The organism is Tissierella sp. (assembly GCF_031460495.1).
In the GTDB taxonomy this organism is placed as follows: Bacteria; Bacillota; Clostridia; order Tissierellales; family Tissierellaceae; genus JAVKTS01.
This window is the reverse complement of record NZ_JAVKTS010000003.1, coordinates 457,328-482,251: the sequence shown is the minus strand read 5'-3', so window position 1 is coordinate 482,251 and position 24,924 is coordinate 457,328. Positions and strand designations below refer to the sequence as shown.

Genomic DNA, 24,924 nt, shown 5'->3' with positions numbered 1-24,924 from the left:
AGTAATAAGGAGAAAATTAATATGGTAGACATTAGTAATTATGAATTAATACATGCTACAAATAATGACTGTGATCTGGTATTTAAATGGGCAAATGATAAGGATGTTAGGTTGAATTCATTTAATTCTAAACCAATAAAATATGAAGATCATAAAGAGTGGTTTAAAAACAAGATTGAATCAAATGATTCAATCATTTATCTATTTAAGGCTTACGGTGATAAAGTTGGATTGATTAGACTAGATAAAATAGAAAGTAATACTTATGTAATTAACTATAATATTGCTAAAGAGCATAGAGGAAAAGGTCATGCAACAAATTTATTAAAACTAATAAAAGATATATATAAATCTAGTTTATTAATAGGTAAAGTAAAAAAGGACAATATAGGTTCAGTAAAGGCTTTTTTAAAAGCTGGATATAGAATGGAAGAAGAGCTTGATATCTATGTATTTTATTCTTTTGCTAAAGAATAATTATGAAGGGAGTAAAAGTTCATGTTTGATAATAAAGTTTATATAGTAGGAGAAATATCAGCCAACCATGGACATGATATTCAAATAGCCAAAAATACAATAAAAGCTATAAAAGAAGCAGGAGCAGACGCAGTAAAAATCCAGACATATACAGCAGATACAATTACAATGGACTGTGATAACGAATACTTCCAAATAAAACAAGGGACATTATGGGATGGAACAACATTATATAAATTATATCAAGAAGCATATACTCCATGGGAATGGCATAAAGAACTTTTTGATTATGCAAAAGAAGTAGGAATTACTATTTTTTCATCCCCATTTGACAAGACAGCAGTAGATTTATTAGAAAGCTTAGATACACCAGCATATAAAATAGCATCCTTTGAAATAACTGACATACCACTAATAGAATATGTAGCTTCAAAGGGAAAACCAGTGATTATATCAACAGGAATAGCCACAATAGGAGAAATAAAAGAAGCAGTAGACACATGTAAAAATGCAGGAAATACTAATATTACTGTATTAAAATGTACAAGTTCATATCCGGCACCCTATGAAGATATGAATATACTAACAATACCAAATATGAAAGAAACATTTGGAGTAAATGTGGGGCTATCAGATCATTCAATGGGAAGTACAGTAGCCCTTGGAGCAGTAGCTTTAGGTGCCAATTTTATAGAAAAACATGTAATCTTAGATAGAAATATTGGAGGACCTGATGCAGAATTCTCAATGGAAATAGATGGATTTAAATCAATGGTAGAAGAAATAAGAAATCTAGAAAAAGCATTGGGCAATGTGAACTATAATTTAAATGAAAAGACTTTAAAAAATAGAAGCTTTTCTAGATCCTTATTTTTCACAGAAGATATTAAATCTGGGGATATAATAACTGAAGAAAACATGAGATCCATAAGACCGGGATATGGGATGCACCCAAGACATTATAATGACATATTAGGAAAGAAGGTAAATAAAGATATAAAAAGAGGAACTCCTGTAGACTGGAGTCATATAGAATGAAGAACATAGTAATCAGAGTATTAGGAGGCAAAGGTATAGGATATGGGCACTACTATAGATGTCTGTCACTAGCAACTGCACTCAGACAAGTAAAAGAAGATACTAATATTATTTTCATCTTAAATCAAGAACTAGAGAATTTAATAAAAGATACTGAATTTAAATATATAATAAGCAATAAGTTAGAAGAAGATTATATGATAATGGACAAGTTAAATATTGATTTAATCATATTTGATTCATATTTAGGAAATAATGATTACCTTAAGAAAATAAAAGAAAAAACTAAATTAATGATTATAGATGATAACAACGACATCTATGATGCATCCATACCAGATATTATCCACAATGGGAATATCCATGCTGAAAGAATAGGATACTCAGATATAGAAGGACAATTAAAATTATTAGGACCCAAGTATTTAATAATGAAGGAAGAATATTGGGAAAAACAAGATGAAGATATAGAAAAAGATGGAGTTCTAATTACAACTGGTGGTACAGATGATTATGGAATTACAGTTAAAATAATGGATGCAATCAAAAACTTGGATATTAAGACTAGGATTATAATTGGACCTGGATATCACAGTGATTATATTAAAAACATTGAAGCTATCAAGACTGAAAATATGGAGTTAATATACAAACCGAGTAGCATAAAAAAATATATAGCATCTTCAAGGATAGTAATTACTGCTGGAGGAAGTACTGTCTACGAGGTATTATCTCAAAGAAGTATTCCCATTATATTTAGTCTAGCAGATAATCAGGATTTGATATGTAAAGAGTTGGGTAATATGGGAGTTAATTATTTAGGAAAGCATCCTAGGATTGACTATGATAGCTTAGATAGGTTGATAGAAAGTTATTGTTATAAGAATATAACTTTAAAAGATGTAACATTAGATTTGGTGAGGAATTACTCAACTTTATCAACTGCTAAAATAATGTTATCAAGAATATAGATAAATCTAATAATAAACACTTATTTTTTAAGATAGTGAGGAGCTGATTTAATGGAACAACATAAAAGGATGATATTAATACCAGAATATATGAAACAATTTAGATGTATTGGTTCAGAATGTGAAGATAGTTGTTGTATTGGATGGACAGTATCTTTAGATAAAAAGAGATATCAAAATTATAAAAGAAGTAACAATATGGAACTAAAGCCTATATTTAAATCTATGGTTAGAAGATCCCATAATAATAAGTCTGATGAGTTTTATGGGAGAATAGTAATGGATGAGTTAGACAGATGCCCTTTTTTAGATGAAAGTAGGCTCTGTAAGATTCAAGGTATCTTGGGAGAAGAACATCTATCTGATATCTGTGCTTCATATCCTAGATTTACAAATAGGATAGATGGAAAACTTGAGCGTAGTGCAACGATATCTTGTCCTGAGATAGCAAGATTAGCACTCTTAAACCCAAAAGGAATTTCTTTTGAACAAATACAAGAAGATAAAGATTTAAGAATTATGATAAATTCAAGATTTGATACAGAAGGGCATATGTTTTATAATAAACCTGAAAGATACTTTTGGGATATTCGACTATTTTGCATATCCTTACTTCAAGATAGGAACTATAGCATTTCAGAAAGACTTATTTTACTGGGCATCGTTAACAATAGAATTGAAGGATTATACAAGATGTATAAAACTCATGATATACCTAAGACTCTAGAATCTCTTGCACAAATGATTGACAGAGGAAGCTTTAAGGATGAGCTTAATAAAGTTCCTTCCAAAATTGAAATTCAATTAAAGATATTAGAAACAATGATAAATGAAAGACTATTAATTGGAAGTTTAAATGGAAGATATATGGAGTGCCTTAATGAAACTTTACTAGGTCTAGAAAATACAGAAGATGAGAAAATAGAAACTACGATAAAGAAGTATGAAGAAACTTACACTAACTATCTAAAGGACTATTTAGAAGAGAAAGAATATATTTTAGAGAACTTTCTTGTAAATGAATATTTTAGAGGGATGATGCCTTTTGGAGGTTTTGCAAGTATATGGGATTCTTATATTTTTCTTTGTGTCATCTATGGAATGATAAAATTACACCTTATAGGTATGGCGGGATACCACAAGGGATTAAATGACGAACTTACATTAAAATTAATACAATCGTTTTCAAAAGTTATATTACACAATAACCAATACATTCAATCAATTATTAATCTAATAAAGGAAAATGGTCTAGATACGCTTGCATATATGACGATATTATCTAAGAACTAGATATTAGGCGAGATAATAGACAGCAGTTAAATTATTTAATCTACTGTCTGGTATATCATATAAATGCATTAGAGGAGTTAATAAAAACTAATATAAAAAATAATAAATATTAAAATAGTAAACCATAGACAATCATTAATTGATATTCTTGAGGAATTTATAGAACTTATATATTTGGTAAGGTAGAGCAAGGATAAAAGGCACTAAGTTATGGAATTAAAAGATGTAGTTCATAAGTTTGAATCAGTTTAGGGTATATATAACCAAAGGAGGTCAATCCATGGACATAGCTGCATTATCAACATCACTTAGCCAAATGAAATTGAGTCAAGAAATAGGAGTTTCAGTACTAGAGGTGGTAATGGATTCAAGCCAATCACAAATGACTGATATGATTCAAATACTGGCAGCAAATACAAAAGTAATGGAACAATCAATCACACCTAATTTAGGTGGCAATATTGACATCAGACTATAAAGGACAGATAATTCTGTTCTTTTATTATTCAATTATATGATATAATACTAATATTGGTAAAATACATAAGAAAAAAATATTTGGGGTGAATATCGTGGCATATGAAATCTGTAAAAGTTGTGGCAAGATGTTTGAAAAAGATGGCAAACCATATTGTATGGATTGTAATGAAAAGATAGGAAAAGAAAATAATTTGATTATGGAATATATAAGGGAACATCCAGCGTCTACTATTATGGAGATTATTATGGAAACAGGAGTATCCCTTAAAAGTATAGATCGATTAGTAAAAGATGGAAATATTTCCTATGTAGAGAACAAGGATATTGATCAAGAAGATGTTGCCAAGGTAATTGAAAAATTAGTTAGTAATAAAGGCAAGTTTCATATAAGAGAAAATTTATAATAATTATTTATTTTATGGTATAATTTAGTAGTGCATAATCTACAATTAATTAAAATCATAAATAATTGGGGGATAGATATGAATAAAGAATTCTTTACAAAAAACAGAAAACAATTAGAAGAGAATTTAGCAAATGATAGTATCTTGCTATTATTTGCAGATAAGGCTCCATATAAGTCTGCTGATGAACTATATCAATTTATACCTAATAGAAATTTCTATTATTTATCAGGTATTGATAAGGACAAAGTCATTCTTTTAATTAGTAAGATTGATGGAAAAGTTTCAGAGAAATTATTCATTGAGAGACCAGACCCAGTTATGGCTAAATGGGTAGGAGCTACAATTACTGAGGATGAAGCCAAGGAAGCATCGGGCATAGACAATATTGAATACCTAGATAGCTTTGAAGGAACTATTGGCTCTATTCTCAACAGGAATAATATAGAAAAGATATACTTAGACTTAGAAAGACAAGAAATCAGAAGAACAACTACAGAGTCCCAAGAATTTGCAAAGATGATAAAAGAAAGATATCCATATATAGAAATAAAAAATATCTACCATGATATAACGGAACTAAGGCTAATTAAATCAAAGGATGAGATTGATTTAATTAGAAAAGCAATTGAAATCACCAATGAAGGTATAATGAACATGGTAGAAAATATTAAGCCAGGTATGATGGAATATGAGATCGAAGCATATTTTGATTTTACTTTAAAGAAAAATGGTGTAAGAAACAAAGCTTTTGAAACCATAGCTGCATGTGGGAAAAATGCTACTATCCTTCATTATGTAGATAACGATTCTAAAGCTAATGATGGAGATTTAATATTATTTGATTTGGGAGCTCAGTATAAGTATTACAATGGTGATATAAGTCGTACATTCCCTGTGAATGGCAAGTTCACAGATAGACAAAAAGAGATTTATAATATTGTTTTAACAGCACAAAAAGCTGTAGAAGAAGCTGCAAAACCAGGACTAGCTTTTAGAGAATTAAATGAAATTGCTAAAAAGGTTCTAGCTGAAGGTTGTAAGGAATTAGGATTAATTAAGGAGGACAAAGAAATCTCCAAATACTATTTCCACGGTGTATCACATTATTTAGGGGCAGATACCCATGATGTAGGGCCATATAATACTGAGCTAAAGCCAGGTATGGTAATCACCAATGAACCAGGGCTTTATATTGAAGAAGAGGGAATAGGCATAAGAATAGAAGATGATCTATTGATTACGGAAAATGGATGCGAAAATCTATCTCATTACATTATAAAAACTGTAGAAGAAATAGAAGCAGCTATGAATAGATAATACAATTTAGGAGGGGTAAAAGAATGACTGAAAAAACAGAAGGCAAGAAACTACAAGAAAGATTAACTCACAAATGGAAAAATGTATGGGAAATCATGGACAATAGTGAAAGAGAAAAGGCTTTTGCTATAAATGAAGAATACAAGAATTTCCTAGATAAAGGTAAAACAGAAAGAGAAGCTGCAAGAGAAATAATAAGGGTAGCTAAGGAAAATGGTTATATATCAATAGAGGAAATAAGAGAAAAAGGAACAAAACCTACTCCAGGTATGAAGATATATGCAAATAATAAAGACAAGGCTGTTGCTCTATTTGTATTAGGACAAGAGAAGCTTGAAAAGGGAATGAATATAATTGGTTCCCATTTAGATGCTCCAAGGATAGATTTAAAGCAATTTCCCCTTTATGAAGATTCAGATTTTGCCTTGTTAAAGACTCACTATTATGGTGGAATAAAGAAGTATCAATGGGTAACCTTGCCATTGGCTTTACATGGAGTCGTAGTAAATTCAAATGGAGAAAAAATTGACATAGTAATAGGTGAAGATGAAAATGATCCAGTATTTTTCATAACTGACTTACTTCCACATTTAGCTAAGGACCAAATGGGCAAGAAAATGGATGAAGGAATTACTGGAGAAGGCTTAAATGTTTTAATCGGAAGCATTCCATATGCTGATGGGGATTTAAGCGAAAAAGTTAAGTTAAATGTATTAAATATCCTCAATGAAAAATATGGCATGACAGAAGAAGATTTCACTACTGCTGAATTTGAAATAGTTCCTGCTGGAAAGTCTAGGGATGTAGGAATAGATAGGTCTATGGTTGGAGGATATGGCCAAGACGACAGAGTCTGTGCTTTTACTTCTATGAAAGCTATATTAGATATAGATAATCCAAATAAAACATCAGTTGCATTATTCGTGGACAAAGAAGAAATCGGTAGTGTTGGAAATACTAGTATGGAATCAATGTTCTTTGAAAACATGGTTTCCGAATTAATAGATATGACTGAAGATAATTATTCTGAGCTTATAGTGAAAAGAGCATTAGCAAATTCTTGTGTGCTTTCTGCTGATACATTAGCTGGTTTTGATCCTAATTATCCTGAAGTATTAGACAAGAAAAACTCACCATTTATAGGAAATGGTATAACTTTGGTGAAATATACTGGCGTTAGGGGAAAAGGCGGATCTAATGATGCTAACTCAGAATACCTAGGTAAAATTAGAAAGATATTTAATGATAATAATATAGTTTGGCAGATGGGAGAGTTAGGTAAGGTTGACCAAGGTGGTGGAGGCACAATTGCCTATATACTTGCAAAATATGGAATGGAAGTAGTAGATTGTGGAGTTCCTCTACTAAGTGTGCATGCTCCTTATGAAATAGCAAGTAAGGCAGATGTATATATGACTTATAAAGGATATAATGTATTTTATAAAAATTAGATAAGATAAATAAAAAAAGACATATCTAAGGGGTTGCCCTCCAATAGATATGTCTTTTAATTATTCTGCATTTACCCAAGCATCAAATTTTTCCATAGTTAATTTATAGGTTTCCTTTGATATCTCAGGAAGTTCCCCTAGGATTTTTTCTGCTTCTTTGAAGCCTTGTTCAATAGCTGACCTAAGAGTGTCTGCTTTGGATTTATCCCCACCTGATATAGCTATGGCAAAGTCTACTAATCTTTGACTTACTGCTTCTGCACCTAATGGTCCATCGGGGCCTATTAGTGCTGCTGCCTCTTGTCTTGCAGTCTCATCCACTTCTACGATTTCATCATCAGATAGTAGATTAAGAGTTTTTCCTTGGCGTCTTAGCATATCTTCTACTAATCGTATAAGATGGGCATGAGCTTGTTGACTATCTCTTTTCAACCTTGCAATTGTATTTTTGTCATAGACATGAGATGTCTCTTTACTTTCTGTCTTTTCATAGACTGCTGCTGGAGCTTCTTTTACTTCAGCTTTTACTGGAGCCTTTTTCTCAGATTCTACTTTTTTAGGCCTAACTATAGCTGGTGTTGGTTGAACATTTTCTATTTTCATTATCATCACCTCTATAATATTTATCGGCAAAATGTGGAAAAGATTAACCATGGAGGCAGGGTTTAAAAATAAATGGTAAATATTGGGAAAAAGTGTTACACTATTCTAGTATGTGCTTTAATTTATATACATAAATATAAAAACAAAAAGGGGATGTAAAATGAAGAGAGAAAGAAGTAAATTAAAAGAACAAAAAAAGTCAATTATTAAACTTAATACTTTGAAGTCAAGGATGATTATATCAAATGTATTAATTTTATTGATTGTATCATTATCTATGGGATTCATATCCTATTTTCTATTTAGTACAAGCATAGAAAATCATATGAATCAGATTTTAACCAATAGGGCTCATGATTCAGGGAGACTAATATATGAGAAAATAGATAAATTTTTAATAGCTATAGAAGGTTCTGCTAGTCGGGATAAAATAGCTGATCCAGAAGTAAGCTTGGAGGAGAAGTTTAAAGCTATAAACGAAGAAAAGATTAAATTAGGATATACAGAATTATACATAGTAGATTTAAATGGAAACATGAAATTAGAAACTGGTGAAACTACTAATATTTCAGACAGGGAACACTTTAAAATAGCTAAAAGTGGACAAACTGTTGTGTCTGGAGCAATTAAAAGTAGGGTAACAGGAGAAGTTGTACTACCAATTGCTACACCTATTACATATAATGGCAGGATTGTTGGAGTGTTGCAAGGGGCTAAACTTGCTGAGGAGATTTATGATATTGTTAATGATATAAGTTTTGGAGAAACAGGAGATGCTTATTTAGTTAATGAAAAAGGTGAGATGATTGCTTATCATATTCCGGAGGTAGTTGAATCTGGAGCGATTACAATAGAAAAAATGAAAGAAATTCCAGAGTATAAAGGATTAATGGAAGTATTCCAAAGAATGGTTAATGGCGAATCAGCTGTAGATGAGTACTTTTATGATGGTAAAATGAGATATGCTAGTTATACACCATTAGGTATCAATGGTTGGTCTGTAGCAGTTGCCATTGATGTAAAAGAAATGAATAAGGATATAGATAAATTGGAAAAATATATGATAGGTATTATGGCAATTGCAGTAATTGGTGGTGCACTATATTCCTTATTTACAAGTAATGCTATTGTAAAGCCTATAAAAGAAATTACTGAAAATATGAAGGAAATCGCACAATTAAATATTAATAGAGATGTAAATCCTAAGATTTTAAATAGAAAAGATGAAATAGGAGAAATAGGACGAGCCAATAAAATCGTAATTGAAAATCTGAGGGACTTCGCTGCAAATATTAGTGTATCTGCTGAATATGTGGCTTCTTCTTCAGAGGAGTTGACGGCAATATCAGAGGAATCTACTTCTGCTGCTACAAATATGGCTGAAAACTCATCTGAAATTGCCATAAACTCTGAAAATCAATTAAATGACATATTAAATGTTACATCATATATGGAAGAAATAGCTGCACAAATTCAAGAAATAAGCAGCAATGCAGAGGCAATAGATAGTTTAAGTAATGAGGTATCAGATAAGACTAATATTGGGAAGTCTAAAATGGAAGAAACTGATATGCAAATGAATAATATTGTAAAAAGTTCGGAAGAAGTAAAAGATTCTTTAAAAGAAGTAGATAATAGTTCTCGTGAGATGGATGAAATAATTAATGTAATTAGATCTATTGCAGAACAAACAAATTTATTAGCATTAAATGCTGCCATAGAAGCTGCGAGAGCAGGAGATGCTGGTAGAGGCTTCTCTGTAGTAGCTGATGAGATTAGAAAATTAGCTGAAGAGACTTCAACATCAACAGGAAGAATAGATAATATCATAAAGGAAAATCACAATATAATAGTAAAAGCTAATTATAATATGGAATTAAGTAATTCAGAAATTGGAAAAGGCATGGTTACTGTAAAAGAGGCCACAGAGTACTTTAATCAAATTTCCACTTCAATAGATAAAGTAGTTGTACAGGTAGAAAATATAGCTAAGGCTATAAATCAAGTAGCAGAAGGAACTGAGAATGCAGTAAATGCAACTCAATCTATTGAAGGCATGACCAAAGGTATAAATGATAGTATTCAAAACATATCTGCAGCAACACAGGAACAAACAGCTTCCATGGAAGAAATTGCTTCATCCTCTGAATCCTTATCTCAATTAGCAATGGATTTAAGAGATTTAGTGACTAAAATTCAAATGTAAATAAAAAAATGGACAGATAATCTGTCCATTTTCATTATAAATGTAAAATTAAGCAAAGAGCCGTGGAATTCTTCCATGATTTTTTGTTTATTTGAGTAAAGAAGTAATGGAAGTTGAATCTGATTTTTCCTTTCCTTTAAATGTAGCATATGATATAATTCAACTATGTAAGAAAAATTTCTAACATAGGAGGTTGCCATGATTAAAAAATGGAGAAGCAATAGGATCTTAAAGAAGGTAGAAAAAATAGAAGAGATTGATTTAGATCTTAGTAAAGGTACAATTGAAAGAGCTTCAAAGATAGATATAATAATACAAAATGAACAAAACTTATTACACAATTTAGACATAAAGATTCAGGACTCAAACAATCAAACGGAAGGTCTAACAAATATAATAGAGGCTATAGCAATAAAAGTAGAAGAGCAAATGACTTTTATATCCAAAGTGGTTGAGGAGATAGGTAATTACTCAGCCATGGCTGAAGAGTTAAATGCAAGCTCAAGTACATCTTATGACACAGCAAGAGATACTCTGCAAGTAGTAGATGAAGGTAGCAAGTCTTTACATAATACAATTCAGTCAATGGAGGATATAAAGGAATCAATATCATCTGTAATGATTGAAATTAATGGATTAAAGTCATCCACTGTTCAAATTGATAGTATATTAAATATTATCAAAGATATTGCTAATCAGACCAATCTACTGTCTTTAAATGCTTCTATAGAAGCTGCTAGGGCTGGAGAGGCAGGAAGAGGATTTGCAGTTGTAGCCAATGAAGTAAAGGCATTGGCAGACAGGAGTGCAAAATCTGCAAATGACATTTCTTCAATAATTACGGAGATAAATGGAAATGTTAATAGAACTATAGATGCTATAGAGAATAGTAATGAAAAGATAATAGAAGGTTCTAAGATAGCAGAAGAATCAAATCTTTCATTTGGGAAAATTGAAAATGCTATGGAATTATTGTTAGAGACTATGGATCAAATAAATAATGCTATATCAGTACAAACAAATAGCCTGGAAGAGATTATTAATTCAACAGATGAGATGTCAAAGATATCGGACAAGTCCATGTCTATGGTTGAAAGCGCATTGATTAATACTCAATTTAATAAGGCTGCTATATTAGCCTTGCAGGATGTAGCATATCTATTAAATAGAATAACAAAGAAACTAATTGGAGAAATTGAGGAAACAAATAAAGGGGATATTGTTTTACGCCATAATCTATCGGAGCCTTTATTTACACTTGACCCTGCCATATCAAATTCCATGGAAAACATGAGGTTTTTGATGAATGTCCATACAGGGCTATTGACTACTAGTGAAACGGGAGATGTACTGCCAGCTTTAGCTAAAAACTGGTATGTAGAAGATGATAATCTTACTTGGATATTTAACCTTCGAAACAATGCTTCTTTCCATAATGGTAAAAAGATAACTAGCAAAGAAATAAAGTACTCACTAGAAAGAATGTTATCTCCTAGACTTAAATCACCTAATACTTGGTTCGTAGATTATATTCAGGGAGCCAAGGAATATATGGATGGAAAGGCCAAGGAAGTTACAGGAATAAAAATACTAGGGGATTATAGATTGGCTATTAAGCTAGAAGCACCTTTTAGTGGTTTTTTAATGTTTCTATCACAGATTTGTTGTGCAGTAATGGATCCAGTGGAATTAGAAAAAGGTAATTTTGTAGGCTGTGGACCATATATAATTGAAAGTTTTGTTGATAATGTTTATAAGCTAAGAGCCTTTAAAGACTATATAGGGGGAAATCCATATTGTAATATACTAGAAATATCTACTAAGGATAGAGATGCTCTGAATAATTTTATTGACAAGAAATATGATTTTTATATTCTTCAAGGTAAACGGGAAATAGAGATAATAAAAGATACGGCTCTTTATAGTAATATACAAAGGAAAGAGTTGTTAGCTACATTGTATGTTGGCTTTAAGACGAAAAATACTGATTCTCAATATACATCTAAACCTGTGAGACAAGCCCTTAACTATGCTATAAATAAGAAGAGAATTGTTGAGGAAGTTGCAGGGGGTCTTGCATCTGAAGCAAAATGCATGATACCATCAGGATTAGTACCTTATGATCATGTAAAGGGATATGATTATAATCCTGAAAAGGCAAAAGCACTATTAAGGCAACATAATGTGAATCTGAATCAGCCCTTAAACATTATATGCGGTGAGAATATCCACCCAATACTAAAATTTGTAGAAGAAGATTTAAATAGCATAGGAATTAAATGTAAATATCATCAAGTATCAAATAAGGAATATAATAATTCAGCAAATGTACAAAAAGGATATGATTTATATATGTATGGCTGGTATGCAGATGCAGTTGAGCCATCTTCATTTATTGAGCCAATGTTTTCACCTAGCAGTACATCTAATTTTAGTGGATATGATAATGAAGAAGTTATGAGACTTTTAAATATAGCAAAGGCTACAGTAAATCCTATTAGGAGAATGGAATACTATAAGGAAATTCAAAGTATAATATCTGAGGACTCTCCTTGTATACCAATATTCCACCCACAGAACGGAATTTGCACTCATGATGGGACAATTAATGTAAATCTTTCACCTTTAGCTATGATTAAATTTGACAATATAATGAAAGAGTAAAAAATGGGATAGATTACTTTAATCTATCCCATTAGCTATCTAAAAATTTAATGGTTGCATTGACTTCTCCACCTGTTATGATTATAATGCTGCTCATATATAACCAGACTAATAGAACCATGACACCTCCAAGACTACCATAGGTCTTAGAGTAGTTTCCAAAATTATTTACATAATAGGAAAAGATAGTGGAGGTAAATATCCAACCAATGGAAGTAAAGACTGCTCCAGGAAGAGAATGCCTAAAGCTTATTTTTTCACCATTTCCTATGGATGGACTAAATCTATATAATAAAGAAAATATAAAGATCATAAAACATAAAGAAATAATAACCCTAAAATACTGCCAAAACATAATAAAGTTTTCTGTAATTCCTAAAAAATCAAAAAGTTTATTGCCTAATACCTCTCCAAATACAAGAGTAAGAAGTACTATGGTTAATAATACTATAAGTGCTAAGGTAAATAAGATGGCCAACATCCTTAGTTCAAGATAAGATCTGGTTTCGTCAACATCATAGGCCTTGTTTAGCACACGAATTAATGCCATGATTCCCTTTGAAGCTGCCCAAATACCTGTGATAGCACCAATGGAGAGCAATGCCTCACTACTAGTATTTATTGTTTCGATTAATAATGTAGATATAATCTTTTGTGTATCTATAGGTAAAATTGTAATTATACTATGTAGTACATCTTCCCTTGCAATGGGAGTAAAGCTTAGTATGTTTAGAAGAAATATTATAAATGGAAAAATTGATAGTATTATATAGTAGGATAGCTGTGCACCTATGGCAGTTACACTATCATCTTTTATTCTATAGAGCAATTGCCTTAGAAATTTTGCATATTTATTATCATATTTGTCCAGCCAATTGAGCAAAACTAACACCTCCAATTATATATCTATTCATATTTTACCATATAAATGATTAATTAAACAAAATGAATCACGAGATTTCCGTGATTCATTCTAATAAATCCTTTAAAGCTATATCAAATAGCTTCTTCAGATTCTCTTTATTTGTGGTGTAGTAGTATCTGTTGTTTATAATACTTGGCTCAAAGCTTAATATTTCTAAATCTAATAGTAAATTTAGATGATATGAAAGTGTAGCAGTAGTTAGATTGAAATAATCTGCCAACTCTTTATTATACCAAGGCCTCTTAGATGTCATTTTTAGAATTTCAACTCTTTTTTCATCAGATAATGCTTTAAATAGGGCTTTATATGTGTCACTTGTTTTTCTATTTTCAAATCTATGCTCAATAGTTTGACCACAATACATAACCAAAGTATCTTCAAAAGTAAAATAGAATACTCCCACATCTATAAAAAAACTCATGTATAAAATTAAATTATTGTGGAGCTCAATAGCTTTAGAATAATCACCGATACCCATAGTATTTATAAAATAAATAGGGTCTTTTTCAAATAATTCATTGTGGAAAGATCGTCTTTCTTCCATATAGTTATAAACCATTTCTTCAAAGGGGCGATAAAATTCCTCATAAAAACTTTGTAGCACTTCAATCACACGAGGCATGTATTTTTCTGGATAATTTTTTATTTGCAAAAAAGAAGATGCTATTTCTTCAGAATAATTTTCGGTTAAGGCAAGCCTTAGACTTTCATCATCATCTAAGGGAGCATCAAGCTCATAAAATTTGTATGCGATTTCAATCATAGTAGATGAATCCAAAGTTCTTAGGGCTTCTATTAACTCCAAAGGTTCCTTTATATCTTGCATTAAAACAAGATGAAAACAAACATCTAGTATTCTATAGCTTTCATTTGTTACAAATATTAGATCGTTGCGTAAAAAAGGAGAAATATTAGTATCTACATGTTTTAACCAATCTTTTACCTTTTCGTTTGGGGAAAAATCCATTATGTCTTTGGCAATATCCTTTTCAAGTTCAGGTGTATTCCACTGAGTCTGTCGTGTTTTGTTGTTGGTATATTTTAGAATTGATGCAATAAATTCTACTGCTTTATTATACTGGATTGTACATGATATACTATCTTTCATATCTTTCCTCCTATTCATCTTATTATAAATGATACAATATACAGAAAATTAATGCAACACTAAATTAAGACTGCATTAGAACAAATTCTAACATTGTGTTAGAGGAAACATTGACTCAAATTGAAAAATAAAATATACTAAAGTCATTGGATTTATAAAAATAACAAAAATGGGGGTTTGGAAATGGGCAATAAAAGATTTGTGAAGTTTAGTGTATTACTTTTAATCATGATGATTTTGCTAAGTACAGTAGTAGGATGTACTTCAAAGGATGAAGTTACGACCATAGCACTGGAATCATCTGAATATGGCATAGTGGAAACTAATATGTCTACAGAAGAAAAGCTTGAGGATTTTGATTATATGTACAAGCTACTTGAAGAAAACTATCCTTTTTTTGAAGTTAACAAAAGGCTACATAGTGTAGACTGGCTAGGAAATAAAAAGAAATATACAAAGATAATAAAAAACACTAAAAATGATGCGGAATTTTTTGTTGCAATAGGTAATATTTTAAGAGATTTAAACAATGACCATACTCATGTTTTTAATGGTGAAGTTTACAACCGTTATTATAAACATTTTTACCCTATGCAGCATGAAGTATTAAATTATGAAAAGTCCATGGCCAGATATGGTTTCCGTGGAGATGTGGAAAAGATAGAAATCGACCCAAATTCCAATTTCTTAATCAGTGATGAGCCTGTACTAAAGACAGATATTTTGATAGAAGACGAATTGGCATATCTAAAGATAAAATCAATGTCTGCATATCATATAACAGAGGACTATTCTAAGGTAAATGATTTTCTAAAGAGAGTAGAATATTATGACAAGCTTATTATAGACATAAGGGGTAATGGTGGAGGTTTTGATGATTATTGGAAAAATATCGTTAGATTCTTAATAGATGAAACCAAAACAATGGAGTATTATTCTTTTTTTAGAGGAGATTATAGGGACAAATATGAGATGTATAAAGTGGCTTTTGCAAAGCCAATAGATAAATTAAGTGAAGAGGTTTTAGCCAAGTTTCCGTCAGAGGTAAAAACGAATTTTGATAAATATGATACAAATTATGTTTCATTGCAGCCATGGAATGTACTGGATTTTAAGGGAAAAGTATATTTGTTAGTAGATAAGTATGTTTTTTCATCCTCTGAAAAATTTGCTTCCTTTGCCAAAGATTCAGGTTTTGCTACCTTGGTTGGAGAGACAACAGGTGGAGATAGAGTTTTTCCTGAGATTCCCTTTGCCTACTTACCAAATAGTGGGCTAGTAATCAGATTTAGTGCAGAGTTAGGAATAAATGCTGATGGTACTATTAATATGGAAACAAGAACAGTCCCAGATATTGAAGTAGATCCTACACCTAATGAAGACTTTAATCAAGATAAATGTATTCAAGCAGTCATAGAGGACAACAATTAGTAAGATTTAACTTTCACCATATAATTAGATTATAAGAACTTATTGTGTTAGAAACAAATCTAACGCAATGTTAGATAAAAGATTGACATGTGTTAGAAAATAATCTATACTAAAAGTAATTAAATTATTTTTTCTAATATTAAAAAGGAGGATTCACAGATGAGAAACAAGAAGTTCTTAGTACTATCAATTGTAATGTTGTTAGTTTTACTTACTGTAGTAGGCTGTGGAAAAGAAGATGCAAAGGTAGTGGACAAACCATCAGATAGTACAGGTGGGAATACTGAAGTAGCAACAGATATTGATAGTGAACAATATCTAAACTTAATATTAGGTGCAGAGCCAAGTACATTGGACGCTTCTAAAGGTGCAGATAGCTATTCTAACACAATACTAAACAATGTATTTGAACCACTTACAAGATTAGAAGAAGATGAAAATCAAAACAACTTTTTAGCAGCAGCTGGTGCAGAAAGCTGGGATCATAATGAAGATGGCAGTGTTTGGACATTTAAAATAAGAGATAATACATGGTCTGATGGTGTTAAGGTAAGAGCACAAGACTATGAGTATGGTATCAAAAGATCATTAGCACAAGATACAGCTTCTCCATATGCATTTATATTAATGCCTATCAAGAATGCTTCAAAGGTTAATAGTGGACAAATGTCAGTTGATGAACTTGGAGTTAAATCATTAGATGATAAGACCCTTGAAATAACTCTAGAGTCAGCAACTCCATATTTCGAGCAATTAACTTATCAAAGAGTTATGCTACCACAAAGACAAGATATAGTTGAAGCTCAAGGAGATAAATATGGTACAGAACTTGATACTGTAGTTTATAACGGACCATTTACTTTAACTAATTGGGTACACAATAGTGAATTAGTTTTAACTAAGAATGAAAACTATTGGGGTAAAGATGATGTTAAAATGCAAACTATAAATCTAAAGATTATTCAAGATGAAAATGCAATCTATAACTCATTAGCTAATGGTTCTGTTGACGCAGCAGTAGCTAATAGACCAGAGTGGAAAGAAAAATTCATGAAGGATGAGAACTTAGATCATATTGAAATAGTTAACCCTAGTACTTTCTTCATGTTCTTTAACACTCAAAATGAAGTGTTTAAGAATGCTAATATAAGAAAAGCTTTCTCAGCAGCTATAAATAGAGAAGAAGCAGCAAATGTTATTTGGAACGGCGTAAATGCTCCTGCATTTGGATGGGTTCCACCAAGTATGAATTTAGGCGATGACGAATATAGACAAGTAGCAGAATCACCAGTTAGTAAATTAGTTGAGGATTCTGATGCAAAAGCACTTTTAATTAAAGGATTAGAAGAATTAGGAATGGATACAGATCCATCTAAACTTACTGTAAGAATTTCCTTGGGTTCAACAGACCAATGGTTTAGAACTTATGGTGAATATTTACAACAAATGTATAAGACAAACTTAGGAATTAATTTAGAAGTTAATCAAATGGAATGGCCAGTTTTTGACAGTAGTGTTCAAAAAGGTGATTTCCAAATAGGTTATATGGCATGGGGAGCAGATTTCAATGATCCAAGTAATATGTTAAGTTTATTCTATTCTAAGGCACCAGCTATTGGAACAGGATGGTCAAATGAAAGATTTGATGAACTTATAGACTTAGCATCTGCAGAGATGGATCCTGCTAAACGTTTAGAGTACTATACAGAGGCAGAACATATTTTACTATATGAAGAAGCAGCAGTAGCTCCAGTAGTATATCCAAGAACAAATTCATTTAGGTATAAGTTTATTAAGAGCCTAGGAGTTACTCCATTTGGTACTCAAGGGTATAAATACGGTTTCACACAAGGTAGATAAGGCAGAATAATTAGTAGCAGTTTGCAGGCTATGCCTGTGAGCTGCTATATTGCTAAATACGGTAAGGAGGAAGAAAATGGGCAAGTATATTTTTAAAAGAATTGGCTATATGTTGCTTACTTTATGGATTGTAATAACTCTTACTTTTTTCCTAATGCATAGTATACCAGGAGATCCATTAGCACATATGGCTAAAAGATTACCTGAGCAAATTAGGCAAAATTATTATGAAAAGTATGGTTTAGATCAGCCTGTTATTGTACAGTATGGGAAATTCATGAAGAATTTAGTTACAAAAGGTGATTTAGGAGAATCTCTAAGATATCCAGGTAGGTCTGTTACAGAGACTATAGGAAAGAACTCTGCGGTATCAGGAAGATTAGGATTTCAAGCAATTGCCATAGGAATTCCAATAGGAATTATCCTTGGAATAGTTGCAGCCTTAAATAGAAATAAATGGCCAGATTATTTAGTTATATTTATTGCTATGCTAGGTGTAACCATTCCAGTATTTATCATAGGGGCATTATTGCAGTATGGTTTTACTGTTAAACTTGAATGGTTGCCAACTACGGGATGGGGAAAGCTTAAGCATACTATTTTACCATCTATAGCTATGGCATTTGGCTCAATAGCTACATATGCAAGATATATGCGTTCAAATGTATTAGAAGTTTTAGGACAAGACTATATTCTTACAGCACAAGCTAAAGGGGTTAGTCCTTTTAATGTTGTAAGGAAACATGTACTTAGAAATTCAATTTTACCTGCTATTACTATACTTGGGGCACAAATTGCTGGGGTTTTCACTGGTTCTTTTGTTATAGAAAAGATATTTAGTATCCCTGGGTTAGGATCATATTATATAACTTCAATAAATGATAGAGATTATACCATGATTATTGGTACTACAGTTTTCTATGCAGCATTGTTTATTATATCTCAATTAGTAGTAGATTTACTTTACGGTGTAGTGGATCCAAGAATCAGAGTTTCAAAAAACAGTAAGTAGGAGGACCTAAAAATGGAAAGTATTTCAAAGGATAAATTCAGAAAGGTTGGCATAGACAAGGATTTAGGAGAAGCCATGGCTCGTCCTAGGATAGGTTATTGGCAAGATGCTTGGAGAAGGCTTAAAACTAACAAGGTTGCTACTCTAGCTCTAATACTACTTCTTACTATAGGTATAATGACCGTAATAGGGCCCCATATAAATGGCTTCAAATATGAGGAAATAGATGGTTTAAAGAAGAATTTAAAACCCAATTCAATGCATTGGTTTGGTACTGATGAGCTTGGTCGTGATGTTTTTTCAAGGGTATGGCAAGCAGGTAGATCATCTATGATTATAGGTATTCTTGGCGCACTTATATCAACAGTCGTAGGAATTATCTATGGTGCATTTGCAGCATATTTTGGTGGTAAAATAGATACTATTATGATGAGGATAGTTGAAGTACTGACATCTATCCCTTATTTGATAGTCGTGATACTAATTTCTATAATGGTAGATTCAAGAGGTATTGGTACATTGATTTTAACTTTGACTTTAACTGGCTGGTGTGGAATGGCGAGACTTGTTAGAGGTCAGATGCTACAGATAAAACAACAGGAATATATTATGGCAGCAGAAGCATTGGGAGTTAGTCCTTGGAAGATTATTATAAAACATTTAATACCAAATTCACTTGGGGTAGTTATTGTTGCTATAACTTTTAGTATTCCAAATTATATATTTGCTGAGTCCTTCTTATCTTATCTTGGACTTGGACCTCAGCCACCAGCTACATCTTGGGGTGCTTTAGCATCAGCGGCACAGTCGAATTTTGTTTTTTACCCTCATCAATTATTTTTCCCAGCACTTATGATTGCTTTAACCATGCTGTCATTTACACTATTAGGTGATGGACTTAGAGATGCTCTAGATCCTAAGCTTAGACAATAAGGAGGGAAAAAGATGGAGAAGATATTAGAAGTAAAAGATCTAAATGTATCATTTCATACCTACGCTGGTGAGGTAAAAGCAGTTCGAAATGTTAATTTTCATTTAAATAAAGGAGAAACTTTAGCCATTGTTGGTGAATCAGGTTGTGGGAAGACTGTTACAGCTAAAGCTATCTTAAGACTATTAAAGACACCACCAGCAGAAATAAAAACTGGTTCACAGATTTTATTTGAGGGTGAAGATGTTGTACAGATGAAAAAAAAGAGATTGTTGTCCTATAGAGGTGAAGATGTATCCATGATATTCCAAGACCCTATGACATCTCTAAATCCTACTATGACAGTAGGTAAACAGATAATGGAAAGCTTACAAATTCACAAGGGTATGAATAAAAAGCAAGCAGAGGCGGAGGCCATTAGACTTCTTAAATTAGTTAATATTCCAAATGCAGATCAAAGAGTGAAGCAATATCCCCATGAATTATCAGGTGGTATGAGACAAAGGGTAATGATTGCAATTGCATTATCATGTAACCCAAAGATTCTTTTAGCGGATGAGCCAACTACTGCTCTTGATGTTACTATTCAAGCACAAATTATTGACTTACTAAGTGAATTAAAAGATAAATTTGATACTTCGATTATTCTTGTAACCCATGACCTTGGAGTTGTTGCAAATTTTGCAGATAGAATTCAGGTAATGTATGCAGGAAGCATTATAGAGACCGGTACAAAGGAAGAAATATTCTATAACAGTCAACATCCATATACATGGGCGTTACTAAATTCTGTACCAAGTATAGATAAAAAGAGCAAAGAGGAGCTTTATTCCTTAGGAGGAACACCTCCAGATTTAATACTTCCATTGGAAGGCTGCCCATTCGCTTCAAGATGCGAGCATGCTATGGAAATATGTAAGGAAAGAAGACCTGATGAGACTATTCTATCAGATAATCATAAGGTAAGTTGCTGGCTACAGCATCCAGATGCTCCTAAAGTAGAGAGACCTGTCCCTAGCGGAGGTGAAAGAAATGAATAAGGATAACTTATTAGAAATAGTTAATTTAAAAAAATATTTTTATGTAGGAAAGGATGCAACTCTAAAGGCCGTAGACGATGTAAGCTTTAGTATTAAAAAAGGTGAGACATTAGGACTTGTAGGTGAGTCTGGATGTGGAAAGACTACTTGCGGCAGGACAATACTTGGCATTTATCCAGCTACAGATGGACATGTTTATTTTAATGGACAAGATGTTCATCAAATGAATAGAGCTGAAAAGCTTAAATTTAAGAAAAATGCTCAAGTAATTTTCCAAGATCCCTATGCTTCATTAGATCCTAGAATGACCATAGGGGACATCATAGGAGAAGGTATAGATGTTCACTTTAATTTAACTAATAAGGAAAAACAAGATAGAATTAGTGATTTGCTAAATAAGGTAGGATTAAACCCTGAGCATGGGTCAAGATTCCCACATGAATTATCTGGTGGACAGAGACAAAGAATAGGTATTGCAAGAGCCCTTGCGGTAGAACCACAGTTTATTATGTGTGATGAGCCTATATCAGCCCTTGATGTATCTATACAAGCACAGATAGTAAATCTTCTTATAAAACTTCAGAGGGAAATGGGATTAACCTATTTATTTATCTCCCATGACCTTTCTATGGTTAAGCATATATCCGATAGAGTAGGGGTAATGTATCTAGGTTCTATGGCAGAACTAACTAGCAATGAGGCGTTATATAGCAATCCTTTACATCCTTATACTAAGGCTTTAATATCTGCTATACCTGTTGCTGATCCTAATTCAGAGGAAACTAGAAAGAGAATAAAGCTAGAAGGTGAAGTTCCATCTCCTATTAATCCACCAGTTGGGTGCAAATTTGTTAAGAGATGTGCTTATGCAAAAGACATATGCCACAAGGTGACCCCAGAATTAAAAGAGGTAGAAAAGGACCATTTTGTTGCTTGTCACCTATACTAGAGAATTGGGGGGAATTTCATGATAAATAAATCAATTATTGAAGATATATTTTTTGAAGCCCTTGCTTCAGGTGGGGACTTTGCGGAGGTGTTTGTAGAGGATAATTTTTCCACTGAGATAGCTACGGTTGGTGGAAATATAGAAAGAGGTATGAGTGGTAGAGATTTTGGTATAGGTATTAGGGTATTTTCGGGATTGAGTTCAGTTTATGGCTATACCAATGACCTATCAAGGGAAAATCTTTTGAATATTACTAGAAAGATAACTAAAACTATCAAAGGAAATAAAAAAGATATCGTACTTAACTTTGACAAATCAGTAATACCAACAAAACATCCTTATAATATTTTGCCTTCACAGGTAAATTTTAGAGATAAGATAGGATTTACAAAGAGAGCATTTTCTGCTGCTAAATCCTATGACGATTCAATATCTCAAGTTACGGTGAATTACCTAGATCAGGACCAAAATATCTTAATAGCTAATACTGATGGTGTTTATGTAGAGGATAAAAGAGTAAGGACTAGAATGTTAATTATAGTAGCAGCTGAGCATAATGGAAAAATGGAGACTGGTTACATTGGGCCTGGTGCTTTAATGGGTACTGAGTTCTATGAAAAGATCAACATAGAGGATTATGCAAGAGAAGCTGCTAGAAATGCTAAAACCATGGCCATGGCTGATTATTGTCCTGCTGGAAATATGCCAGTCGTAGTGGACAATGGATTTGGTGGGTTAATGTTCCATGAGGCTTGTGGCCACAGCTTAGAATCATCTTCTGTAGCTAAAGGTCTTTCTGTTTTCTCAGGTAGAATAGGAGAGAAGATTGCTTCAGATGTGGTTACTTTAGTGGATGATGGTTCTATAACAAACTCATGGGGATCTCTCGGAGTAGATGATGAGGGAATGCCAACTCAAAAGAATGTATTAATAGAAAATGGTACATTAAAAGGATATATGATAGATAAATTAAACGCTAGAAGGATGAATATGGATCCTACAGGGTCGGGAAGAAGACAATCCTATAGATTTGCTCCAACATCTCGTATGACAAATACCTATATTGACAAGGGTACTAGTACGAAGGAAGAAATAATAGGAAATACTGAAAAAGGGTTATTTGCGAAATATCTTTCTGCAGGATCTGTAAACCCAGCTACAGGAGATTTTAACTTCTCTCTTTCAGAAGCTTATTTGATTGAGAATGGTAAAATAACTAAGCCAGTGAAAGGTGCAACTTTAATAGGAAATGGCAATAAAATACTTCAAGATGTAGATATGGTAGGAAACAATCTAGAAATTGGACAAGGATATTGCTATGCAGGAAGTGGAGCATTATTCATTGGTGCAGGTCAACCTACTATTAGGGTTAAAACTATGACTGTTGGTGGAAGGGAGGAATAGCTGTGGATAGGGATAAATTAATAGAATTATTATTTGAAATGGGAAAAGCACATAATATTGTAGATATTGAAGCTTATATTAAAAAAGCTTCTTCAATTAATATGAATATATATGAAGGAGAATTAGAAGAATATATAGTTTCAGAAGAAGAAGCTTTGTCACTAAGAGGTATTTATAATAATAGAATGGGCTATTCCTACACTGAAAAGTTAATGCTTGAGAGTATAGATGAGCTTATCAACAATTTAATTCAATATGCAGAAAACAATGAGAATGAAGAAATAGAGACCATATCTTCGCCATATAAAACAGGTGAAAAATATGTACAAAAACTTAATTTATTAGATAAATATTCTGAGGAAGAAAAAATAGAGTATTTATTAGATTTAGAGAAAAAAGCCTATGCTCTAGACAAAAGAGTAAAGACCATAGATGGTTGCAGTTATAGAGAAAGCACAGAGAATGTATATATTAAAAATACTAAGGGATTAGAGCTAGAAGACAGTCATACTATAGGTGTTTTAGGATTATCTGCTGTAACTGAAGAAGGTTCAAACATGCAAACTGGATATTCTCACCAAGTATTCAATAGCCTTTCTGAGGCATATAAGGATATCCTAATAAAGGACGGAGTAGGAGATGCAGTATCCATGTTAGGTGCAGAATCTATAGAATCTGGAAACTATGAAGTAATCCTTAGAAACAATGTATCAGCAGATATGTTTAGCTCCTTTTCTCCCATATTCCTAGGGAGTACTGTGCAAAAAGGTCTATCATCGTTGAAAGGGAAATTAAATTCCCAAGTAGGAGCAGATATTTTAAATATTAAAGAAGATCCTCTAATGGATGGTGGAAAATACTTTAGAAGTTTTGATGATGAAGGAAGCCCTACTTATGCAAAGTATTTAATTGAAAATGGAATACTTAAGACTTTTCTTCATAGCAGAAAAACTGCTGAAAAAGAAAATGTAAAGTCTACAGGTAATGGATTTAGGTCTTCTCACAAAGCTTCCATAGGAGTAATGGCTACAAATATGTATATTGAAGAAGGTAATAAGTCCTTAGATGAGATGGCAGATATTATGAAAAAGGGTATAATAATTACTGATATTCACGGACTACATGCAGGAATCAATCCTACATCAGGAGACTTTGCCCTATCATCTAATGGATTGCTAGTGGAAAATGGGAAGGTAGTTAGACCATTAGCTCAAATTACCGTAGCAGGTAATTTGTTTACAATGTTAAAAAGTATAAAATATATAGGAAATGATACAAAATTTTCTCATCCAAGTTCAAGCTACTTTGGGTCCCCCTCCATTTATGTAGGTAGCTTAGCCATAACAGGAAAATAAAA

The 24,924-nt window shown here is 32.2% G+C and carries 21 protein-coding genes; 18 read left to right on the top strand and 3 right to left on the bottom strand.

Annotated elements, in window-relative coordinates:
- Positions 1-21 precede the first annotated feature (21 nt).
- The 8 genes from RIN63_RS09955 to RIN63_RS09920 all read left to right on the top strand — a co-directional run bounded on the left by RIN63_RS09955 (position 22) and on the right by RIN63_RS09920 (position 7,434).
- Positions 22-477: a GNAT family N-acetyltransferase gene (locus RIN63_RS09955; RefSeq protein ID WP_310444581.1), complete on the top strand. Its 456-nt coding sequence runs from the start codon at positions 22-24 to the stop codon at positions 475-477.
- Positions 478-498: 21 nt separating this feature from the next.
- Positions 499-1,515, top strand: a complete 1,017-nt coding sequence (gene pseI, locus RIN63_RS09950) for a pseudaminic acid synthase (protein WP_310444580.1) — start codon at positions 499-501, stop codon at positions 1,513-1,515.
- Positions 1,512-2,486 (top strand): hypothetical protein, encoded by a 975-nt coding sequence (locus RIN63_RS09945; protein ID WP_310444579.1) that lies wholly within the window; start codon positions 1,512-1,514, stop codon positions 2,484-2,486. Before pseI ends, RIN63_RS09945 begins: the two co-directional genes overlap by 4 nt.
- Positions 2,487-2,537: 51 nt before the next feature.
- Positions 2,538-3,779, top strand: coding sequence for a flagellin lysine-N-methylase (gene fliB, locus RIN63_RS09940; RefSeq protein WP_310444578.1), 1,242 nt, complete (start codon positions 2,538-2,540; stop codon positions 3,777-3,779).
- A 280-nt stretch (positions 3,780-4,059) separates the two neighbouring features.
- Positions 4,060-4,257 (top strand): YjfB family protein, encoded by a 198-nt coding sequence (locus tag RIN63_RS09935; protein ID WP_310444577.1) that lies wholly within the window; start codon positions 4,060-4,062, stop codon positions 4,255-4,257.
- Between the two features lie 94 nt (positions 4,258-4,351).
- The gene (locus RIN63_RS09930; RefSeq protein ID WP_310444576.1) at positions 4,352-4,663 is read left to right on the top strand and encodes a hypothetical protein; all 312 of its coding nucleotides are present in this window, start codon (positions 4,352-4,354) and stop codon (positions 4,661-4,663) included.
- A gap of 78 nt (positions 4,664-4,741) precedes the next feature.
- Positions 4,742-5,983 carry an aminopeptidase P N-terminal domain-containing protein gene (locus tag RIN63_RS09925; RefSeq protein WP_310444575.1) on the top strand — a complete coding sequence of 414 codons (1,242 nt, stop codon included), beginning with the start codon at positions 4,742-4,744 and terminating at the stop codon, positions 5,981-5,983.
- A gap of 23 nt (positions 5,984-6,006) precedes the next feature.
- Positions 6,007-7,434: an aminopeptidase gene (locus RIN63_RS09920; protein ID WP_310444574.1), complete on the top strand. Its 1,428-nt coding sequence runs from the start codon at positions 6,007-6,009 to the stop codon at positions 7,432-7,434.
- Between the two features lie 60 nt (positions 7,435-7,494).
- Here the strand turns inward: RIN63_RS09920 and RIN63_RS09915 are convergent, their stop codons facing one another.
- Positions 7,495-8,037 carry a hypothetical protein gene (locus tag RIN63_RS09915; protein WP_310444573.1) on the bottom strand — a complete coding sequence of 181 codons (543 nt, stop codon included), beginning with the start codon at positions 8,035-8,037 and terminating at the stop codon, positions 7,495-7,497.
- A 160-nt stretch (positions 8,038-8,197) separates the two neighbouring features.
- On the opposite strand from RIN63_RS09915, the gene RIN63_RS09910 reads away from it, so the two are divergent.
- Positions 8,198-10,243, top strand: a complete 2,046-nt coding sequence (locus tag RIN63_RS09910) for a methyl-accepting chemotaxis protein (protein ID WP_310444572.1) — start codon at positions 8,198-8,200, stop codon at positions 10,241-10,243.
- A gap of 198 nt (positions 10,244-10,441) precedes the next feature.
- A complete protein-coding gene (locus RIN63_RS09905; RefSeq protein ID WP_310444571.1) occupies positions 10,442-12,907 on the top strand; it encodes an ABC transporter substrate-binding protein in 2,466 nt (821 codons plus the stop codon).
- Positions 12,908-12,938: 31 nt separating this feature from the next.
- Here the strand turns inward: RIN63_RS09905 and RIN63_RS09900 are convergent, their stop codons facing one another.
- Together RIN63_RS09900 and RIN63_RS09895 are read right to left on the bottom strand one after the other, a co-directional pair.
- Positions 12,939-13,790, bottom strand: a complete 852-nt coding sequence (locus RIN63_RS09900; protein ID WP_310444570.1) for a YihY/virulence factor BrkB family protein — start codon at positions 13,788-13,790, stop codon at positions 12,939-12,941.
- Between the two features lie 85 nt (positions 13,791-13,875).
- Positions 13,876-14,940 carry a winged helix-turn-helix domain-containing protein gene (locus RIN63_RS09895; protein WP_310444569.1) on the bottom strand — a complete coding sequence of 355 codons (1,065 nt, stop codon included), beginning with the start codon at positions 14,938-14,940 and terminating at the stop codon, positions 13,876-13,878.
- 183 nt (positions 14,941-15,123) lie between these two features.
- Here RIN63_RS09895 and RIN63_RS09890 point away from each other — a divergent pair, with 183 nt between their 5' ends.
- From RIN63_RS09890 to RIN63_RS09855, 8 genes are all read left to right on the top strand, one after another.
- Positions 15,124-16,371, top strand: coding sequence for a S41 family peptidase (locus RIN63_RS09890; protein ID WP_310444568.1), 1,248 nt, complete (start codon positions 15,124-15,126; stop codon positions 16,369-16,371).
- A 159-nt stretch (positions 16,372-16,530) separates the two neighbouring features.
- Positions 16,531-18,231, top strand: a complete 1,701-nt coding sequence (locus RIN63_RS09885; RefSeq protein WP_310444567.1) for a peptide ABC transporter substrate-binding protein — start codon at positions 16,531-16,533, stop codon at positions 18,229-18,231.
- 76 nt (positions 18,232-18,307) lie between these two features.
- Positions 18,308-19,243 carry an ABC transporter permease gene (locus tag RIN63_RS09880; protein WP_310444566.1) on the top strand — a complete coding sequence of 312 codons (936 nt, stop codon included), beginning with the start codon at positions 18,308-18,310 and terminating at the stop codon, positions 19,241-19,243.
- Between the two features lie 12 nt (positions 19,244-19,255).
- Complete coding sequence (locus RIN63_RS09875; RefSeq protein WP_310444565.1) at positions 19,256-20,176, top strand: ABC transporter permease; 921 nt, start codon at positions 19,256-19,258, stop codon at positions 20,174-20,176.
- Positions 20,177-20,188: 12 nt separating this feature from the next.
- Positions 20,189-21,214: an ABC transporter ATP-binding protein gene (locus tag RIN63_RS09870; protein WP_310444564.1), complete on the top strand. Its 1,026-nt coding sequence runs from the start codon at positions 20,189-20,191 to the stop codon at positions 21,212-21,214.
- On the top strand, positions 21,207-22,163 hold the full coding sequence (locus tag RIN63_RS09865; RefSeq protein WP_310444563.1) for an oligopeptide/dipeptide ABC transporter ATP-binding protein: 957 nt from the start codon (positions 21,207-21,209) through the stop codon (positions 22,161-22,163). Before RIN63_RS09870 ends, RIN63_RS09865 begins: the two co-directional genes overlap by 8 nt.
- A gap of 18 nt (positions 22,164-22,181) precedes the next feature.
- Positions 22,182-23,567: a TldD/PmbA family protein gene (locus RIN63_RS09860; protein ID WP_310444562.1), complete on the top strand. Its 1,386-nt coding sequence runs from the start codon at positions 22,182-22,184 to the stop codon at positions 23,565-23,567.
- A gap of 2 nt (positions 23,568-23,569) precedes the next feature.
- Positions 23,570-24,922: a TldD/PmbA family protein gene (locus RIN63_RS09855; protein WP_310444561.1), complete on the top strand. Its 1,353-nt coding sequence runs from the start codon at positions 23,570-23,572 to the stop codon at positions 24,920-24,922.
- Positions 24,923-24,924: the final 2 nt, after the last annotated feature.

What these genes read in the sequence shown, in the direction of transcription:
- RIN63_RS09955 (WP_310444581.1), top strand. Translation starts at nt 22, where the DNA reads ATGGTAGACATTAGTAATTATGAATTAATACATGCTACAAATAATGAC.
- pseI (WP_310444580.1), top strand. Translation starts at nt 499, where the DNA reads ATGTTTGATAATAAAGTTTATATAGTAGGAGAAATATCAGCCAACCAT.
- RIN63_RS09945 (WP_310444579.1), top strand. Translation starts at nt 1,512, where the DNA reads ATGAAGAACATAGTAATCAGAGTATTAGGAGGCAAAGGTATAGGATAT.
- fliB (WP_310444578.1), top strand. Translation starts at nt 2,538, where the DNA reads ATGGAACAACATAAAAGGATGATATTAATACCAGAATATATGAAACAA.
- RIN63_RS09935 (WP_310444577.1), top strand. Translation starts at nt 4,060, where the DNA reads ATGGACATAGCTGCATTATCAACATCACTTAGCCAAATGAAATTGAGT.
- RIN63_RS09925 (WP_310444575.1), top strand. Translation starts at nt 4,742, where the DNA reads ATGAATAAAGAATTCTTTACAAAAAACAGAAAACAATTAGAAGAGAAT.
- RIN63_RS09920 (WP_310444574.1), top strand. Translation starts at nt 6,007, where the DNA reads ATGACTGAAAAAACAGAAGGCAAGAAACTACAAGAAAGATTAACTCAC.
- RIN63_RS09915 (WP_310444573.1), bottom strand. Translation starts at nt 8,037, where the DNA reads ATGAAAATAGAAAATGTTCAACCAACACCAGCTATAGTTAGGCCTAAA.
- RIN63_RS09910 (WP_310444572.1), top strand. Translation starts at nt 8,198, where the DNA reads ATGAAGAGAGAAAGAAGTAAATTAAAAGAACAAAAAAAGTCAATTATT.
- RIN63_RS09905 (WP_310444571.1), top strand. Translation starts at nt 10,442, where the DNA reads ATGATTAAAAAATGGAGAAGCAATAGGATCTTAAAGAAGGTAGAAAAA.
- RIN63_RS09895 (WP_310444569.1), bottom strand. Translation starts at nt 14,940, where the DNA reads ATGAAAGATAGTATATCATGTACAATCCAGTATAATAAAGCAGTAGAA.
- RIN63_RS09890 (WP_310444568.1), top strand. Translation starts at nt 15,124, where the DNA reads ATGGGCAATAAAAGATTTGTGAAGTTTAGTGTATTACTTTTAATCATG.
- RIN63_RS09885 (WP_310444567.1), top strand. Translation starts at nt 16,531, where the DNA reads ATGAGAAACAAGAAGTTCTTAGTACTATCAATTGTAATGTTGTTAGTT.
- RIN63_RS09880 (WP_310444566.1), top strand. Translation starts at nt 18,308, where the DNA reads ATGGGCAAGTATATTTTTAAAAGAATTGGCTATATGTTGCTTACTTTA.
- RIN63_RS09875 (WP_310444565.1), top strand. Translation starts at nt 19,256, where the DNA reads ATGGAAAGTATTTCAAAGGATAAATTCAGAAAGGTTGGCATAGACAAG.
- RIN63_RS09870 (WP_310444564.1), top strand. Translation starts at nt 20,189, where the DNA reads ATGGAGAAGATATTAGAAGTAAAAGATCTAAATGTATCATTTCATACC.
- RIN63_RS09865 (WP_310444563.1), top strand. Translation starts at nt 21,207, where the DNA reads ATGAATAAGGATAACTTATTAGAAATAGTTAATTTAAAAAAATATTTT.
- RIN63_RS09860 (WP_310444562.1), top strand. Translation starts at nt 22,182, where the DNA reads ATGATAAATAAATCAATTATTGAAGATATATTTTTTGAAGCCCTTGCT.